14 protein-coding genes are annotated in these 16,760 nt (G+C 35.3%); 2 read left to right on the forward strand and 12 right to left on the reverse strand.

Features of this window, described 5'->3' with window-relative positions; genetic code table 11:
• Positions 1–51 precede the first annotated feature (51 nt).
• Complete coding sequence (locus DTUR_RS08910; RefSeq protein WP_012584071.1) at positions 52–1,929, reverse strand: ABC transporter substrate-binding protein; 1,878 nt, start codon at positions 1,927–1,929, stop codon at positions 52–54.
• Between the two features lie 256 nt (positions 1,930–2,185).
• On the opposite strand from DTUR_RS08910, the gene DTUR_RS08915 reads away from it, so the two are divergent.
• On the forward strand, positions 2,186–3,574 hold the full coding sequence (locus DTUR_RS08915) for a radical SAM protein (protein ID WP_012584072.1): 1,389 nt from the start codon (positions 2,186–2,188) through the stop codon (positions 3,572–3,574).
• A gap of 2 nt (positions 3,575–3,576) precedes the next feature.
• Positions 3,577–4,164, forward strand: coding sequence for a helix-turn-helix domain-containing protein (locus tag DTUR_RS08920; protein WP_012584073.1), 588 nt, complete (start codon positions 3,577–3,579; stop codon positions 4,162–4,164).
• Here the strand turns inward: DTUR_RS08920 and DTUR_RS08925 are convergent.
• The 11 genes from DTUR_RS08925 to DTUR_RS08975 all read right to left on the reverse strand — a co-directional run bounded on the left by DTUR_RS08925 (position 4,129) and on the right by DTUR_RS08975 (position 16,753).
• Positions 4,129–5,298, reverse strand: a complete 1,170-nt coding sequence (locus DTUR_RS08925; RefSeq protein WP_012584074.1) for a glycosyltransferase — start codon at positions 5,296–5,298, stop codon at positions 4,129–4,131. The two genes, DTUR_RS08920 and DTUR_RS08925, sit on opposite strands and share 36 nt — an antisense overlap.
• Before the next feature lie 4 nt (positions 5,299–5,302).
• Positions 5,303–6,262, reverse strand: coding sequence for a Nif3-like dinuclear metal center hexameric protein (locus DTUR_RS08930; protein WP_012584075.1), 960 nt, complete (start codon positions 6,260–6,262; stop codon positions 5,303–5,305).
• A 126-nt stretch (positions 6,263–6,388) separates the two neighbouring features.
• Positions 6,389–7,807, reverse strand: coding sequence for an arabinan endo-1,5-alpha-L-arabinosidase (locus DTUR_RS08935; protein WP_012584076.1), 1,419 nt, complete (start codon positions 7,805–7,807; stop codon positions 6,389–6,391).
• 30 nt (positions 7,808–7,837) lie between these two features.
• Positions 7,838–8,695, reverse strand: a complete 858-nt coding sequence (locus DTUR_RS08940) for a carbohydrate ABC transporter permease (protein WP_012584077.1) — start codon at positions 8,693–8,695, stop codon at positions 7,838–7,840.
• Positions 8,696–8,699: 4 nt separating this feature from the next.
• Positions 8,700–9,605 (reverse strand): carbohydrate ABC transporter permease, encoded by a 906-nt coding sequence (locus tag DTUR_RS08945; protein WP_012584078.1) that lies wholly within the window; start codon positions 9,603–9,605, stop codon positions 8,700–8,702.
• A 19-nt stretch (positions 9,606–9,624) separates the two neighbouring features.
• Entirely contained in the window at positions 9,625–10,872 is a 1,248-nt protein-coding gene (locus tag DTUR_RS08950) for an extracellular solute-binding protein (protein ID WP_012584079.1), read from the reverse strand.
• Positions 10,873–11,086: 214 nt separating this feature from the next.
• Positions 11,087–12,577 carry an L-fucose/L-arabinose isomerase family protein gene (locus DTUR_RS08955; RefSeq protein ID WP_012584080.1) on the reverse strand — a complete coding sequence of 497 codons (1,491 nt, stop codon included), beginning with the start codon at positions 12,575–12,577 and terminating at the stop codon, positions 11,087–11,089.
• Between the two features lie 15 nt (positions 12,578–12,592).
• Positions 12,593–13,282 (reverse strand): L-ribulose-5-phosphate 4-epimerase, encoded by a 690-nt coding sequence (locus tag DTUR_RS08960; RefSeq protein ID WP_012584081.1) that lies wholly within the window; start codon positions 13,280–13,282, stop codon positions 12,593–12,595.
• A gap of 2 nt (positions 13,283–13,284) precedes the next feature.
• The gene (arfA, locus tag DTUR_RS09580; RefSeq protein ID WP_012584082.1) at positions 13,285–14,829 is read right to left on the reverse strand and encodes an arabinosylfuranosidase ArfA; all 1,545 of its coding nucleotides are present in this window, start codon (positions 14,827–14,829) and stop codon (positions 13,285–13,287) included.
• Between the two features lie 32 nt (positions 14,830–14,861).
• Positions 14,862–15,863 carry a LacI family DNA-binding transcriptional regulator gene (locus DTUR_RS08970; protein WP_012584083.1) on the reverse strand — a complete coding sequence of 334 codons (1,002 nt, stop codon included), beginning with the start codon at positions 15,861–15,863 and terminating at the stop codon, positions 14,862–14,864.
• Positions 15,864–15,997: 134 nt separating this feature from the next.
• Positions 15,998–16,753: a LamG domain-containing protein gene (locus DTUR_RS08975; RefSeq protein WP_012584084.1), complete on the reverse strand. Its 756-nt coding sequence runs from the start codon at positions 16,751–16,753 to the stop codon at positions 15,998–16,000.
• Positions 16,754–16,760 lie beyond the last annotated feature (7 nt).

Genomic DNA, 16,760 nt, shown 5'->3' on the forward strand with positions numbered 1-16,760 from the left:
CCTTTTTTTAAACTCCAATTTTTTAGCCCCCCTTTCGGGGGGCTTTTTAATTTACTTTCTCCCAGTAGGCTTCAAGAAGGGCAACATATACTTGAAGTTAGGCCAATGATGATATGGTATGCAATATGGATTTTCTTGTGTTGGATAATTGGTCCAGTAGTATTCATTGTAGCATGCAATACCAGGATAAGAACAAGTTGGAATTCCTGCCATCTCTTCAAAGGCAATCTTTAATCCATCCATTCCTAACATTCTTACTTTTAGACTATTCCAATCGGTTTTTGCCAACTTTTCTATCACCTTATCCATACGAGGGTTACTCCATCTGCTTGGATGACCAAAGGTTCTGTCACCTATAGGTCTTACATATTCGGATCTCCATGCGTTAAAGGTTCTATACATATCTGGATGACCGCCCCATGGTTCAGTTGCTGGCCAATCAGAGCATGCGTCAAAATTACCATATTGCAGTAGGGTTGGTCTTTGTTCTGTGGTCACCACCTCTACGTCAATACCAAACTTCTTCCACTGTTGACTTGCTGCAAATCCATTTCTAAAATCTGGATGAGATGGGTTAGTATGAGCAAGTATAGTCATCTTCCATGGTTTACCATCTGGTAACAACCACTTACCGTCTTTATCTCTCTTGAAACCATTCTTTATGAGTAATTTTTCTGCCACATCTGGAGCATATTTAAACCATCCAATTCCAAAAATCTCTCTTATGACTTTTGGATCAGTAGGTACATTGTATCCTCTCTTTCTTGCATACTCTGCAAGTCTAATAGGCGCATCAGGATCAAATACTTTGAATTTTTGGCCATCTACTGTTATTGTGAAGTTCTTTAACCAACTCTCCAAGGGCTCATAGTACCACTTAGTATAGGCTGGAGTAGGTGGTACAAGAAGAGCACCCATAGTAGCAGCACCATCAAAAGCTGTAGCAAGAAAGTCTACGATATCAATAGAGAGAGCCAATGCCCATCTTACCTCTTTATTGTTGTATGGAGCCTTTGCTGTATTGAAATAAACTCCCGTAATACATGGGTCTACATTAACAATGTATGGAAAGTCCTTCATATATGCCCTCGCATATTTGTTGGTCTGAAGAACAGATCTCAGTCCTTCCATGGTAAGATCCGCCATGTCAAGTTGATTGTTGTTTAATGCAAGCACTTGCTTTTCTGTTGGTCCTGCATAGAAGAATAATACATATTTAGGCTGAGGCATTCCAAATAACTTTCCTGTGGGTGTTCTCTGCCAATCCTCTCTTCTCTTCCAAAGAATCCAATATCCACCTGGATCATAGCTCTCTACTACATATGGGCCAGAACTTACTGGTGGGTTAAAGGTAAAAGATGCAGGATCTTTAACTTTTTCAAATATATGTTTTGGAAGTGGTCTACAAGCTCCCCATCTATCAAGGAAGTAGGTGTGGAATCTTGCGTTTGGTTCTTTCAAATCTATTTTAACTGTGTATTTATCAATTTTAGTAAGTTTTGCTACTTCTTGGAATGAAGCATGATAAGCCATAGCTGGATTACTTTTTGCAAGCTCAATGTGATAAATCAAATCATCAACAGTAATCTCTACACCGTCACTCCAATAGCATCCAGATCTTAATTTAATGGTTAGAGACTTAAAGTCTTTGCTATACTGAGGTGCAGAAGCCGCTAAAGCGTTAATTACCTTACCTGTTGCAGGATCTACGATCCAAAGAGGCTCAAGCATTAACTGTTGGATTCCTCTATCGGGAGTTATCCAAGAAGAGGTCCAAGAGTTAAAATTATCAGGTGCTACAATCCTACCTGTCAAGATATTTGCAATCAATGTCTCATTTCTTGGTACATTAGGAGCAAGCTGAGAAAAACCTACCTGCGATAAGATTAAAAATATTAATAATAAAGAGAAAAATACAAACTTTCTCATAAAACAACCCCCTCTTCTATCAAGAATCTGAACCTTAAAAACTCACAAACTTAAAACTAGAAGATCTCCACCTCCTTTAGGGAAAACTATCATACAATCGTTTTAATAATATTATAACTAAATTTAAAAGTGTGTCAATTAAAATAAAAAGTTTAGCTATGAAATTAAATTAAATAGGTTTGACAATGAAAATAAGAAGGAAGTATAATTTATAAAATTTTTTGGTTATTTTGGATATTTAGGGGAGGTGAACTATATGAGTACCCAAAGTTTAAAGTTTAAGATGTATCTTGGAGACATGTTATTTGAGTCCCTATTTAAGTATGTAGCAAAGGACTACAAGAAAAGAATTCCTAAACTTTTGAATTTAGTAAAGAGATTTAGCCCTGACGAAGGAACAGATAAAATTATAAGCACCATAGAAGAATATTTACAGAAAGATCCTGCTGTCCAAAGGTTGATACACAGAGTTTTTACAGATTATGATCCTAATTATGCTTCAAGGATATTTGCTAATGTTATACTGAACGTAGGTTTCTTTTGGATATACTTCAATAATGAAAATCAAAAAAAAGATATACCAACTCCATATACCATTTTAATAAGCCCGACTATGAGATGTAATTTACAATGCATAGGATGTTACGCAGGAAACTATACCAAAAATGACGATCTTCCCCCAGAAACTGTAGAAAGAATAATAAAAGAAGGAGAAGAAATTGGCACTTATTTTTATACTGTTCTTGGAGGAGAACCCTTTGTATATCCTGGACTTTTGGATATAGTCAATAGACATCCAAGATCTGTATTTCAGATATTTACAAACGCCACCTTGCTGGATGAAAATAAGATAGAAAGATTTTGGAAGAGCAAGAATGTAGTACCTGTCTTATCTTTAGAAGGAGGAAAAGAAGAGACAGATTATAGAAGAGGATTAGGGGTGTATGAAAAAGTAGTAAATGCTATGGATCTCTTGAAAAAAGCCGGAATTCCTTTTGGGTATTCTATAACCCTTACAAGGAATAACTTTGAGGCTGTAACAAAGCCTGAATTTTATCAATGGCTCGCCAATAAGGGTGCCTTCTTTGGCTGGACATTTCTTTACATGCCTGTTGGAAAAGACGACGATCCATCATTAATGCCTACTCCAGAGCAAAGAGCAGAGTATGGAAAATTCATAAGAAAGATAAGAGGACATCTTCCCATATATCCTATGGATTTCTGGAATGATGCCCCATACGTAGGTGGATGTATAGCAGGTGGAAGAAGATACTTACATATTAACCATAAAGGAGAGGTTGAACCCTGTATATTTGCCCATTTTGCAGTAGATAATATAAAGGAAAAATCTCTTGTAGAAGTACTTAATTCGGAATTCTTTAAAGAAATAAGAAAAAGACAACCATTCCATGAAAATCTCCTTCTTCCTTGCATGATTATAGACTCTCCTTGGATCTTGAGAGAAATTGTTCAAAAAACTGGTGCTCACCCAACCCATCCTGGAGCTGATGATATAATTACAAAGTTTGCTCCTATAATTGACGAGTATGCAAAGGGAGTGAGAAAAGCTCTAAATCCCATATGGGTTGAAGAATTTCATGGAGATCTCCCCGAGGAAGAAAAAGAGAAAGTAGGAGTTGAGTAATTATGAGCCTTACTGAAAGAAGAAGACAATTTCTACAAGCATTAGAGAACTTATATAAAAAAAATAAAAGACCTATACATTATGCAGAAATTGCAAAAGAACTTTCAGTAAGTCCTGCAACAGCCTATGATATAATGCAAGCTCTTTACAAAAACGGATATGTAGAAGCGGTATACCTTGAAAATTCTGTGAATAACAAACGAGGAAGGGGAAAAATATTTTTTAAACCTAAAGAAGAGAAAGAAGATATAAATACCTCTATAACAAGTATTCAAGAATTAAATAAATATCCTATCTCAATTGCTATTATTCTTTCTCTTATATTAACCATATTAAAAGAGGCTAAGTTCTCTAAAGAATTAAAGTCCATAATTAGCCTAATTTTAGGCGTGTTCCAATCTAATTTAGAATTAGTGCTTATCTTACTTCCTGTTTTAATGGTAGGATATGCAGGCAAAAAAATCTACGAAATTATTCCTAAGAACAAAATAAAAGCATATTTCGAAGACTACATAAAATCTCTTAATCAATTGGCAGTGGAGGAAAGAAAATTACTACTTAATTTCATTTTGAATGTTCTTGATATTTAAATACCTTCTCTTTCTTGGGGAGGAATGGATATTTTTATGCCCTAAATTTTGGAAAAGCTTTCTCCATTCCTCCCTAAGAGGTTCTAATTTGAGAAAATCTCTCTTCATCCGTGGTGGTTTACTTAATATCTCCTTATAGACTTCTACCATCATATCTGCCACATTATCAGCACTATATTCTTTTGCAAGCCTTAAGGCTCGCTTTTGATATTCTTCTCTAAAGGATATGTCTTGATGAAGTTTTAAAATATAGTTTTTAAATTCTTCATCATTCTTTGCAGGTATGTACCAGTCCTTATAAGGCTCTCTATATTCAGGATTATCTCTGAGAAGAAGTGGAAGCCCGCAGGATGCAGCTTCTAAAACTGCCATTGGAAAATTTTCTTGATATGATGGGAAGAAAAAGATGTCTGCAGCATTTAAATAAATTGGCATTTCTTCATAAGGTACAAGACCTGTAAAGATAACATTAGGAGGTGCCTTCTTAATTTTCTCATTCATTTCTATATATCCCGCAGTAAGAACTGAGAAGGGTTGTCCTCCTACCCAAACAAATTTAATAAAAGGTAAAATTTTTGCAATTTCTAAGAAAGTATCAACTCCTTTTCTTGGTTGAATTTGTCCAGAGCAAATCACAACAAAATCTTTATTGGAAAGTCCAAGTTTTTTCCTACCCTCTATTCTTAGTTCCTGACTTTTATAAAATCTTTCCAAATTAACAGGATTTGGTATAAAAACTATAGGGGCTTTTACCCCTATCTCTTCCAATTCTTCCTTCACCTTGGGTGAAACTGCAATTACCATATCCGCTAAGTTATAATACCTTATTAAATATGAGGTAAAAAGAGGAAGCCATAAATTTGAAAGAATAAAACTTCCTAAAACGGACTCTGGAACCACATGAGCACTAATTACTAATCTCTTTCCTGTAAAAAGTCCTTTACTTATAGCATAGGGACCTGGTGTATGAAGATGAGCAATATCAAATAACCCATTGGCATTAAGATAAACTTCCACATCACTTCTCTTTTTCAGAGCTTCTGTTAGTACTAAAGTTGCGGTATAAACTCCTTGTCCTTTTACCTCCCATGCTTGAGCCTCAGAGACAATATTAACAGTTATCTTCTCCCTCATAGTATTACCCCTTTAATCTGGAGATCCTTATAAATCCAGAACAATTTAATATCTCAATTCCACTTTTTTCAAGATTATCTAAAAGAATATTCATACCAAGAGAATCAGAAGCCATGTGTCCTGCAATGACCACATTAATATGATGTTTCTCTGCCTCTTTACGATGCTCTTCACTCATATGCATTCCTACTATAGTACCAACTCCTATTTCTGCAAGCTTAGATATAGCTTCTACGGGTCCTTCCGTTCCACCAGTCATGTCTACAAATATTTTACCAGCCCTATTTTTAGGATTTCCCACAAGTATTTTAGGAGGATTATTCCTTTTGGTTGCTTCTTTATACTCTGGTATATCCTCTAGAAGTTCTAATATCTCCTGTAAATTATAAGGAGCTTTTGTGTCAAAAAGCTTTTGAAGATAAGTAGCAACACAATTGTCCGCTGGAGTATGACAACACATAAAGGGTATATTAAGAAGTCTTGCTGCATCGACACTCTTATTATGATTTGCAGGCATTACTTTTCTCTCAACTTCTAAAATTCTGGGGTATAAAACACCCTCAGCATAATTTATTGGAACTCCTAACTTTGCAAGTAGATCTTCCTGAAGATGCATCACATCATAGAAATTAGCATAAGCATAACCTGCAGGATGATGAGATATAACAAGGTCTATTTCTTTTCCATTTCTTCCTAACTCTTTTGCAAGCAAAATTTCAGAAGTATCAATATCTATCCCCACAAGTACCCTTTTTACCTCTTTATTAGGATCACCATTTAATATTCTTGTATCAGTATATGGATTTCTTAATTTCTCTAAATCAAATTTTTCCTTTTCTTTATCACTTAACTTCTCATAATCTTTCTTAGCTCTCTCCAAAATCTCTTGAACCTTATCCCAACCCCTCGGATCATTCTTCATCCCCAAATCAATAAACATTTCATATATCTCTTTCACATTCATAAAACTATCCTCCTCAAATCTCAAAGCATTGAACAACATATAATATTATACCAAATCAAAAAGGGAGCCATAATCAATAAAAACTAATGATCATGGCTCCCCAATAAAATTTATAAATTCACAAATTTACTCTATCTTCTTTCCCCAGATAGCAATACCCCTTGAATTCAAACCTGTGAAAACAAGAGTAGGCCTCCAATTTTCCCAATCCCAAGAAGCCAAAACCAGGAGATTTTCTTTTTCATTGGAATCTCTCCAAATAAGGCTTAAATTATTAGGAGAAGTAAATTCCCATGTACCTTTTCTATCTCCAAAAACAAACGTCCCATCCTTTTGTAATATAAGTCTCTTTGATTGAGATTGAACCTTGTCATAAGGGTCCAAAACAATTCTTTCCCAGGTTCCTATCACTAATTCTTGAGGTACTTCTTGAATAATTTCTCCCGTATACCTTTCTGGAGAAACCACAGGCCACCCATCATTTGTCCATAACATCCTTCTTATATGCAAATACATCCAATTTTTATTGAGAGCTGGCCTTGCATGATGTACTATATACCAGTTATCTCCATCATTTAAAACCGAATTATGTCCAGGGGCAATCCAGCCATTGTCATTTTCAAATTTATACCCTCCAAGAATTTTAGTTCCAACCTCCTCAGGAGGCAAAGTCAAATCTGTTAGAGGATTTCCATTATAATCCACATAGGGTCCTGTTATTTTATCAGCTCTTCCTACTCTTACGTTATAATCTGAAAACAAAGAATCATATGACACAAAGAGATAATATTTCTTAAACTTAGGATTATAAATTATATAAGATCCCTCAACAGCGCCAGCAACGGTTCCTTTTCTCCTTGCAATATTTACTCCAAACCCCTTTTCAGCTGGCTTTCCAGTTTTTTTATCAATCCTAATTATATAAATACCACTCCAAAAAGAGCCATAGGAAAGCCAAGGTTCCCCATTTTCGTCAAACACAAGACACGGATCAATAGCATTGACAGGATCTCCCTGTCTTGTCTTTATTACTTCACCCTCATCTTTCCAAGGACCTTCAGGATTATTAGCTGTAGCTAAACCAATATATGATTGGTTTTTTCCAAAAGTAGAAGCAGAATAGTAAAGATAATATTTATTGTTCATAAACTTAACATCAGGAGCCCAGAGAGTAGAAGCCTTACTCCACTCAAAAGCTTGCGGAGGTATACCCTTGAAGACATATTTATCGTCATTAAATACATAGCCCACAAATTGCCAATTAATCAGATCCTTAGACTTTCTTATTTGTATCCCTGGTCTTGGAATACCATAAGCCTTCACATCAGTAGAGTAGATATAATACCATCCATTACTTGCTTTAATTATAGATGGATCATGAACATTATTGATACTCCATTTACTTTCATCATTAACTATAGATGCATCCATAAGCTCAATTTTGGGGGGCTCCTTAGGATAAATAATGCCTTGAGAATAGCTTCCAACAAGGAGCATTAAAAATGATATAGCAACAATAAACAATCCTAAATTAATCACTCGCATATTTTACACCTCTTTATAAAACACTAAATCTTATTTCTCTCCAACACTTAAAGATATACCTTGCATCAAATATTTATGAAAGACCACAAAAATTATAAGAGTAGGCAAAACAGATATAAAAGCTCCCGCCATTAATGGGCCAATCCCTCTAAAAGGATCTCCCCACCCAGCACTAAATCTAACTAAGGCTATAGGTAAGGTTAATTTCTCTGGAGAATTCATAACCAACAATGGCCACAAAAAACTATTCCACGATCCTAAAAATGACATTAACGCTAAGGTAGTAAGAGCGGGCTTCACATATGGTATAACCACTGTTATTAAAAATCTTAAACGGGAACACCCATCAATCCAAGCAGCATCTTCTAATTCCCTTGGAATTCCCAACATGTATTGCCTAAGAAGAAATACTCCAAAGGTACTCCCTAATCCAGGTAAAATCAGAGCAAGAAAATTATCCATGAGCCCAAGTCTATGTATTATGAAATATTGAGGAACTAAAAACAAAACCCCTGGAAAAGCCAAAATTGCTACATAGCTCCAAAATATAGCATTCCTACCTTTAAAATTAAGACGAGACAAAGCATATGCTGCAGGGGTGGCTATTACTAATCCTAAAATAGTAGAGACAACAGCTACAATGATACTATTTATTATACCTCTCATAACACTTATACCACTTGCCGCTGAAAAAACAGTCTTATAATTTTCAAGAGTAGGTTCCTTAGGAATTAACCTTGGAGGATCTTCTGTAATCGCTATTTGAGTGGATTTTAGAGAAGTAGAAAGCATCCAAAAAATAGGAATATACCAAATAGCAGCTATAATCCACAAAAAAATTGATATTAGGACTCTCTGAAATTGTTTCCAATTCTTTATATATCGCATAATATCACTCCTCTGCACTCCTCACTGTCCTTGTTAATAAAATCAACTGAAGCAAAGCAAAAATTAAAACTATTGCAAAGATATACCATGATATAGCAGCAGCTTGGCCTAATTCCTGTCTTGTGAATCCCACTAAATATAAGTAATACACCATAGTTCTTGTGCTCCCTGCGGGTCCTCCACCTGTGAAGAAATATACTTGATCAAATAAACCAAAAGCAAGTAATACTTGTCTGACCACATCAAAAAAGAGTACATTTCTCATCCATGGAAGAGTAATATTCCAAAAAGTCTTCCAAGGACCAGCGCCATCCACTTTTGCAGCCTCATATTGTTCAGGAGGAATTCTCTGCAGGGCACCTAAATAAAGGAGAACGCTAAACCCAACAATCCACCAAACTGTAGTTATAATTATACAAGCCCAAGCCCTTGTAGGGGTTTCAAACCAAGAAATTGCCTCTTTTAAAAAACCAAGTTTCAATAAAGCATAATTTGCAAGACCTGTAGGATAGGATGCATATATCCACTTCCACGTAGTAAGTATTCCTACGGATCCAAAAAAGGTAGGTGAAACAAAAGCAACAAGAAGCCATAGTTTGCCATATACCTTTTGGTTAAGTATTAATGCGATAATCATAGCAACAGCCATGGTAAGAGGTATGCTAATTATGGCAAAAATTACTGTATTCTTTACCGCCAACCAGAATCTATCATCAGTCCATATTCTTATATAATTCTGCAGTCCCACATAAACCTTTTGTCCCAATAAATTCCAGTTGTGAAAACTTATCTGTATATTAGTAATTAAAGGTATTACAATAAAAAGTAAAAAAAAGAACAAATGGGGGAGGAGGAACCCCCAGTTCCCCAACTCCCACCATAATTTCTTTGAAAATAATTTTGACTTCATTCCTTCTCTCCCCTTCAAACTATCTTACTGTAGACCAATAATCATCAAGAATCCTTTGAACAGACTTTTCTGCTCTTTCCATAGCCTGCTCTGGAGTCAATTTCCTGGTTATCAATACATCCTCTAAATATACCGCTATTTCATCTAATACTTCAGAGATGTAAGGGAAGAATTGGAAAGTTTTCACATACGGCAATTGTTGAGCTACTGCATAAATATGAGGTAATTTTGTTTTTAACTCATTACTGGTAGCAATGCTTCTTCTGGAAGGAGTCTGTCCAGCCGCATACCAATCTAATGCATGATCCCACAAATATTTCACCCATTTCATAGCAGCATTATACACCTTAGGATCACTTACCATCACTTCAGGTAGTGCAATTATATGTGATCCACCAAATACTGCCTTTTTAGTGCCAACTTGCGGACATGGAGCATAACCAAAGTTATTTCCTAAAGCCTGCAACCATGGATTAATTGTCCATATTCCGGTAATTAAGACTGAGGTTTGACCAGACTGAAATGGTGGTCCAGGATCCACAGCAGCCTTAGGGAATAATCCTCTTTCTTGAAGATCCATTAGGAATTTCAAAGTTTGAATGGCAGCGTCTTTAAAGGCAGGCTTTTTAAAATCAGGAGTTAAGAGATCTCCTCCAAATTGCCATAAGAAATGTACAAAAATCCAAGCCCAAGTAGGATTCTCATAATAAGGAGTTAAACCTTTAGGAGTTACCTTTTTAAGAGCTTCGAGAGCTTTAATAAATTCATCTCTTGTTTTAGGAGGCCTTTCTGGGTCTAATCCTGCTTTTTTAAAATTGGCTTTATTATAGGCCATGTAAAAGATCCAAACATCCAAAGGAATTCCATAGTATTTATTGTCTTCTACAAGCCCCTCCAAAAGATTAGGATAAACATCCCTTATGTTTATTCCGTATTTTGCAAAATCCCCTGCTGTAAATCCTTTCATTTGATTAAGATACATAGGTAAGTCAAATTTACGAATAAGTAATACCTGTGGAGCCGATTTTGTAGCCAAGCCTGTAGACAATTTTTGTTTGTATTCTACAGAACTTCCTACTACCATGTGTACTACATTTACATCAGGATTTTCTTTGTTAAAATTTTGAATTATTTGATCCATATATGCTCCATCTGCTCCACTTAATGGTGTCATGAAAGTGATCTGAATCTTAGCCTGTGATGATGCAGTACTTAAAAGGAGCAAAAGAGTCACTAAGATAACAGTAATGGGTAGAATTTTTTTCAAGGGATTCACCTCCCCAACTTTAATAAAATTTTCAATAAAAATTTTATATCCTTAATTGTCTTTTGTCAATAATAAACATGAAAGAAATTTGTAAATAAAAGTTTTTAAATGTATTCGTTATTTTAGAGAATATAGATAGTGAAAAGGTTTCCAAAAAAGTTAGAAATAAAAGGGAGAGGATTTTTAAAGTCCTCTCCCTTCTCACAAAAATTAATTATGAAATAAAAGGATTTTCCTCTGGATATCTCTGATTCTCAGGCAAGTTATAGTATATCTCCTTTATTCCTAAAAGCTTTAGTACTTCATATACGTACTTACCTACATGCTTAAAGCCAACCGCTGTATGATGCGGGAATTTCTTTTCTAATAGTACATACCTATAAAATCTCCCCATTTCTTTTATTGCAAAAACACCAATTCCTCCAAAAGATTTAGGATCAATATCTAAAATCTCACCTTCTGCCAAATAAGATATCAATCTTGCATCAGGTGTTGCATGAATTCTAAAAATAAGAGTTTCACCAGGTCTTAGTCTTCCTTCCAAGGTTCCTCTTGTAATATCGGGCTCTTTTCCAGGTTCTAAAAGTCTATGCATAATCAATTGATATTTAATAGCTCCATTAATAAGGCAACAAGATGGCGTATTTCCACAATGGAAACCCATAAAAAGATCCGTTGGCTTATACCCCTTATCTCTTATTCGGTCCTTATTTTCCTCTATCAGATCATATGGCACAGTGTTATTAACATCAAGAAGAGTTGCTGGCAATTCACTTACATTGTAAATAATATATTCACTAAGTGCTCCATAAACATCTACCTCGCAAGCCACAGGAATCCCTCTACTTGCAAGTCTTGAATTCACATAACAAGGAACAAAGCCAAAATATTTTTCAAAGGCAGGCCAACATTTATTGGCAAATATACCAAATTGGGAAGCTCCAAGATTTTTTTCCATAAAGTCAATTAAAGCTACTTCATATTGTGCAAGCTTTCTTAAAAGTTCTGGATAAGTATTACCTGTTCCAAGCTCTTTTGCCATGTCTTCCATAACCTCTGATATCCGTGGATCATTTTCAGCTTGTTTGTATATATCGTAAAGATCTAATTCACTATTTTCCATTATGGAGATCCCAAGATCATATAGTGGTTTTATAGGAGTATGCATTGTAACAAAATCTTGAGGTCTTGGACCAAAGGAGAATATCTTCAAATTCTTCAATGCAAGAATTGTCCTTGCAATTGGCATAAATTCTTTTATCATATCCGCTATCTCTGAAGGTATTCCTACCGGATAATGGGGTATATATACTTGCTTATTCCGCAAACCTAAATTATAACTTAAGCTTAAAAATCCACAGTAAGCATCACCTCTACCCCCATAGAGATCTTTACCAGTCTCCTCTGCAGCAGCACTTACCATAACAGGACCATCAAACTTTTGGGCAAGTAATGAAGTTGGTCCTTCAGGTCCAAAATTGCCAAGATATATTACTAAAGCATTAACTCCTTTTTCTTTTATCTCTTTTAGAGCTTTTAGAACATCGCTTTCATTCTCAATTATGGTCTCTAAATTAATAATTGGAATATTTTTTTTAGTACATTCCTCTACAACTTTGTTTTTTCTATTTCTTGAAAGCTCAATAGGAAAACAATCTCTGCTGACCGCAATTATACCTAATTTAATATCAGGAACATTTTTCATCTTCACACCTCCTATTTATTTTTGTCCATATATCTCGTGAAATCTTGTATACCATTTTTCAATCTCAATATCAGGCAAGGGCTCAGGCTTTCCCAAGGAGAGAGCAAGATAACAAGTTTTTGCTATTTCTTCTATCATAACAGCATACTTTAAAGCCTCGGTAGGTGTTTTTCCAAAAGTAAATACTCCATGATTCTTCAAAAGAACCACAGGAACAAAAGGAGAATGTTTCTTTACCCAAGAGGGTCTATCATCCTTATTTATTACCTCAAGAAGAGCATTTCCTACATCTTCAAGAGGCAAAGGAGAAGCATATCTTCCTATAGGAATCTCCTCCCCAAAATAGTCAGCATGAGAGGTGAGATACACAGGTATAGGTTTTCCCAGAAGAGCAAAAGCAGTAGCATAAGGCGAATGGGTATGAACAATCCCCCCTATATCCTTTCTATTTCTATAAACTACTAAGTGAGATAAAGTATCTACAGAGGGTTTAAGATCTCCTTCAACTACATTACCTTCCAGATCCACAATTACCATTTTTTCTGGAGAAAGATCTTCATACTTTACCCCACTTGGTTTTATAACTACATAATTTGTATGAGGATCTTTACCGCTTACATTTCCACTGGTCATAACCACAAGATTATTTTTAGGAAGTTCCATATTCATTCTATATACTTCTTCCCTCAACTCTTTTAAAAGCATATTTAATTCACTCCTTGTTTTTTTAATCTGATTACATTCCAAGAAAACTTAGGAAGTACAACCTCTAATTTATTACCATCGATTTTTGCAGAATTTCTCTCTTTTCTCGGTACTACCCTATCGGGATTTTCAGGGGTATTTCCAGCAAAAGGATCTTCAGAATCATACACTATATGTTCTTCAACTTTAAAACCATTAAACCCGTGCAAATCGTATTCCACATAAAGACTATTCTCTACATCCCTGTTAACAGCAAAAACTGAGATTTCTTCTTTTTCGTCGTTATAAATCACTACCGTTTCTAAAAGAGGCACATCAGTATAAAGCTTAGAGTCGTACTTAGGAGACTCTACCTTAGGAAGAAGTACTAACCCATCTCCATAATTAGAAGCATGCATAAAAGGATAATAAATAGTTTGTCTATATGCTATTCCACCTTTAACAGTAGTGATAGGTGCAAGGACATTAACAAGCTGAGCAAGACAGGCTATTTTTATCCTGTCAGCATGTTTCAAGAGAGTTATCATCATATTACTTACCAAAAGCGCATCGGCAAAATTATAATCCTCTTCTAATAAAGGAGGAGCTATCTGCCATGGTTCCACATTTTTGTCCTTCTTAAAAGAGTGGTACCAGACATTCCATTCATCAAAGGATATATATACATCCTTTTTCGTACGCTTTACAGCTTTTACATAGTCAATAGTAGAGACTACAGCTTTTATAAAATCTTCCATCACAAGATTTTTAGCGATAAAACTTTTCAAATCAGGATTATCAGGCAAATCAATATGATCAGGTCCAGGCATATTAGCATAATAGTGTAAAGAGATATAATCCACTACATCATAGGTATGCTCTAAAACTATTCTTTCCCATTCAGGAAAAGTAGGCATGCCTGGCCCAGAACTTCCACAGACTACAAGCTCTATGTCAGGATCAACCATTCTCATTACCTTTGCTACTTCCCTTGCAAGTCTACCATACTCATGGGGTAGTTTATGCCCTATTTGCCATTCCCCATCCATTTCATTTCCAAGATTCCAAACCTTGATTTTATGAGGTTTTTCATAGCCATGTTTTCTTCTTAAATCACTATAATATGTTCCTCCAGGAAAATTGCAATACTCTACAAGATTTCTTGCCTCATCTATTCCTCTCGTTCCCAAGTTTATCGCCATCATCACCTCAGAATTTACCTTTTTAGTCCAATCTACAAACTCATTTACCCCAACCTCATTTGGTTCTATACTTCTCCATGCAAGCTCTAACTTTTTTGGTCTTAACTCCTTTGGACCTACCCCGTCTTCCCAGTTATAACCAGAAACAAAATTTCCCCCAGGATATCTTATTATGGGAACCTTTAAATCTCTAACGAGTCTTATAACATCTTTTCTAAATCCTTGTTCATCAGCCTCAGGATGAGCTGGTTCATAAATCCCTGTATAGATAGCCCTTCCTAAATGCTCAATAAAGGATCCATAAATTCTCCTATCAATTCGAGAAATAATAAAATCCTTCTCTACCTTAACCTTAGCTTTTTGCATACCAAAATATTACCTCCCTTTCCCATAATTTTTTATGTTGATTCCCTTATTACTAACTTGGGTTCAAAAATATAACGCACAGGCTCTTTATTATCTTCTAAAAGACCCAATAATATTCTTGCTGCTAAAACTCCCATATCAAACTTAGAAATATCAATGGTTGTTAAGGAAGGGTTAAGAAGCTCTGTATAATCCAAGTTATCACATCCCAAAATTGCAACGTCATCCGGAATTTTCAAGCCTTCTTCTTTTACAACCTTCATTACTTCAAGGGCTATAGAGTCACAAAAACAAAAAATTGCTGTAGGTCTACTTTTGCTCGAAAATATCTCACTTATTAATTTTTTAAGATCAGTGTCTGGCTTTATAGAATATATTAATTTGGGATTAATAAGAAATCCTGCTTCACGTAATGCAGATTTATAACCCTCAAGCCTAAATTTTGCACTGGAATTTTTCCAAGAATTGAGAAACAAAATCCTTCTGTGTCCCTTTTCTATCAAATGTTCTGTACCAATTTTCCCGACCTTAAAATCGTCAGCAATCACAAAACTTGTATCTTCTTCCAGGGTTCTCCTTGCCACCAAAACAAAAGGTATCTTACTATCTATCAGATATTTCACATTTTGAGATTCGTACTCAATAGGAGCAAAAATTATCCCATCAACTCTCTGCTGTCTTAAAATAAGCAAAGCTTCCCTCTCTTTACGGGGATCTTCATTAGAATTATACAGTATAAGCGTATATCCATTAGCAGTTAAGACCCTTTCTATACCACTAACAACAGCTGCGTAAAAAGGATTTAGGACAGTAGTAATAATTACCCCAACTTTTTTAGTCTTCCCATATACGAGACTCCTTGCAAGAGAATTTGGAACATACCCAAGCTTTTGTGCTGCTTCTAATACTTTCCTTCTTGTCTCAGGATGTACATCCCCTCTATTATTTAAAGCCCTTGATGCAGTAGCAATTCCCACACCAGCAAGTTTTGCTACGTCTTTTATTGTAATATGACTCTTCCTCTCAACTACCATCTTATGTCTCTCCTTTGTTTTTAGTAAAATTTATACTATAATTTTAACTTTTTTTTCAATACTTTTCAAATAAAAACGTTTTTATAAAATCAGAAAGAGGAGAGGGGAAAACAATTCCCCTCTCCTCCAACACTCTACTTACTTGCAAGAAACAACACTTCAGAATCTGTTAAAACCCCGCTGTAAATTCTTAAATCATCTATTAAACCCTTAAAAGGAGTATCCCAATAATTTACCCCTATGGTGAATATAGCGTCCTTGTTACTGAAAAGATCGGGGAATAATGCCTGTAAACTATTTTGTCCATTAATACGGGTGTCTAAAGCTTGTTTTTCTCCATTTATATATACGGACAATTCACCTTCATTTACCACAACTGCTATATGATACCACTTGCCTACTTCTAAATTGACATTTGTTAAACCATCAAACCATGTGCTTCCATTGTTATAATTTGACCAAATCTGAAATCTCCCTCCAAAAGCTGCAAGTCCTCCAGGAGGTATACTTAACCATTCATTTGTTTTATTCTTAACACACCCAAAAAATGCAGGAGTATAATTTGTTAGTTGATCTGCTTTTAACCAAAACGCTATAGAATACTTGTAAGAATGTATCAAATTATCTGGTAATTGTATCCCAGAGGCACCATCCAAGTATACTGCTTTTCCTACAACTCCATCAGTATATGTTACACTACCTCCAGTTTCTCCAATCTTTGTTCCAATTACAATTCCATCAGAAAAATCACCAGTGCTGTCAGACAAATTATCTTCAAATTCGTAGTGTGCAAGCAAAGTTGCAGACTCTGTTGTTACAGACTTCATACAACCACTAAGACAAATTGAAAATATTAATAACAAGAAAATAAAGAACATTTTTTTCGTCATAAAATAC

The organism is Dictyoglomus turgidum DSM 6724, assembly GCF_000021645.1.
Lineage (GTDB): Bacteria > Dictyoglomota > Dictyoglomia > Dictyoglomales > Dictyoglomaceae > Dictyoglomus > Dictyoglomus turgidum.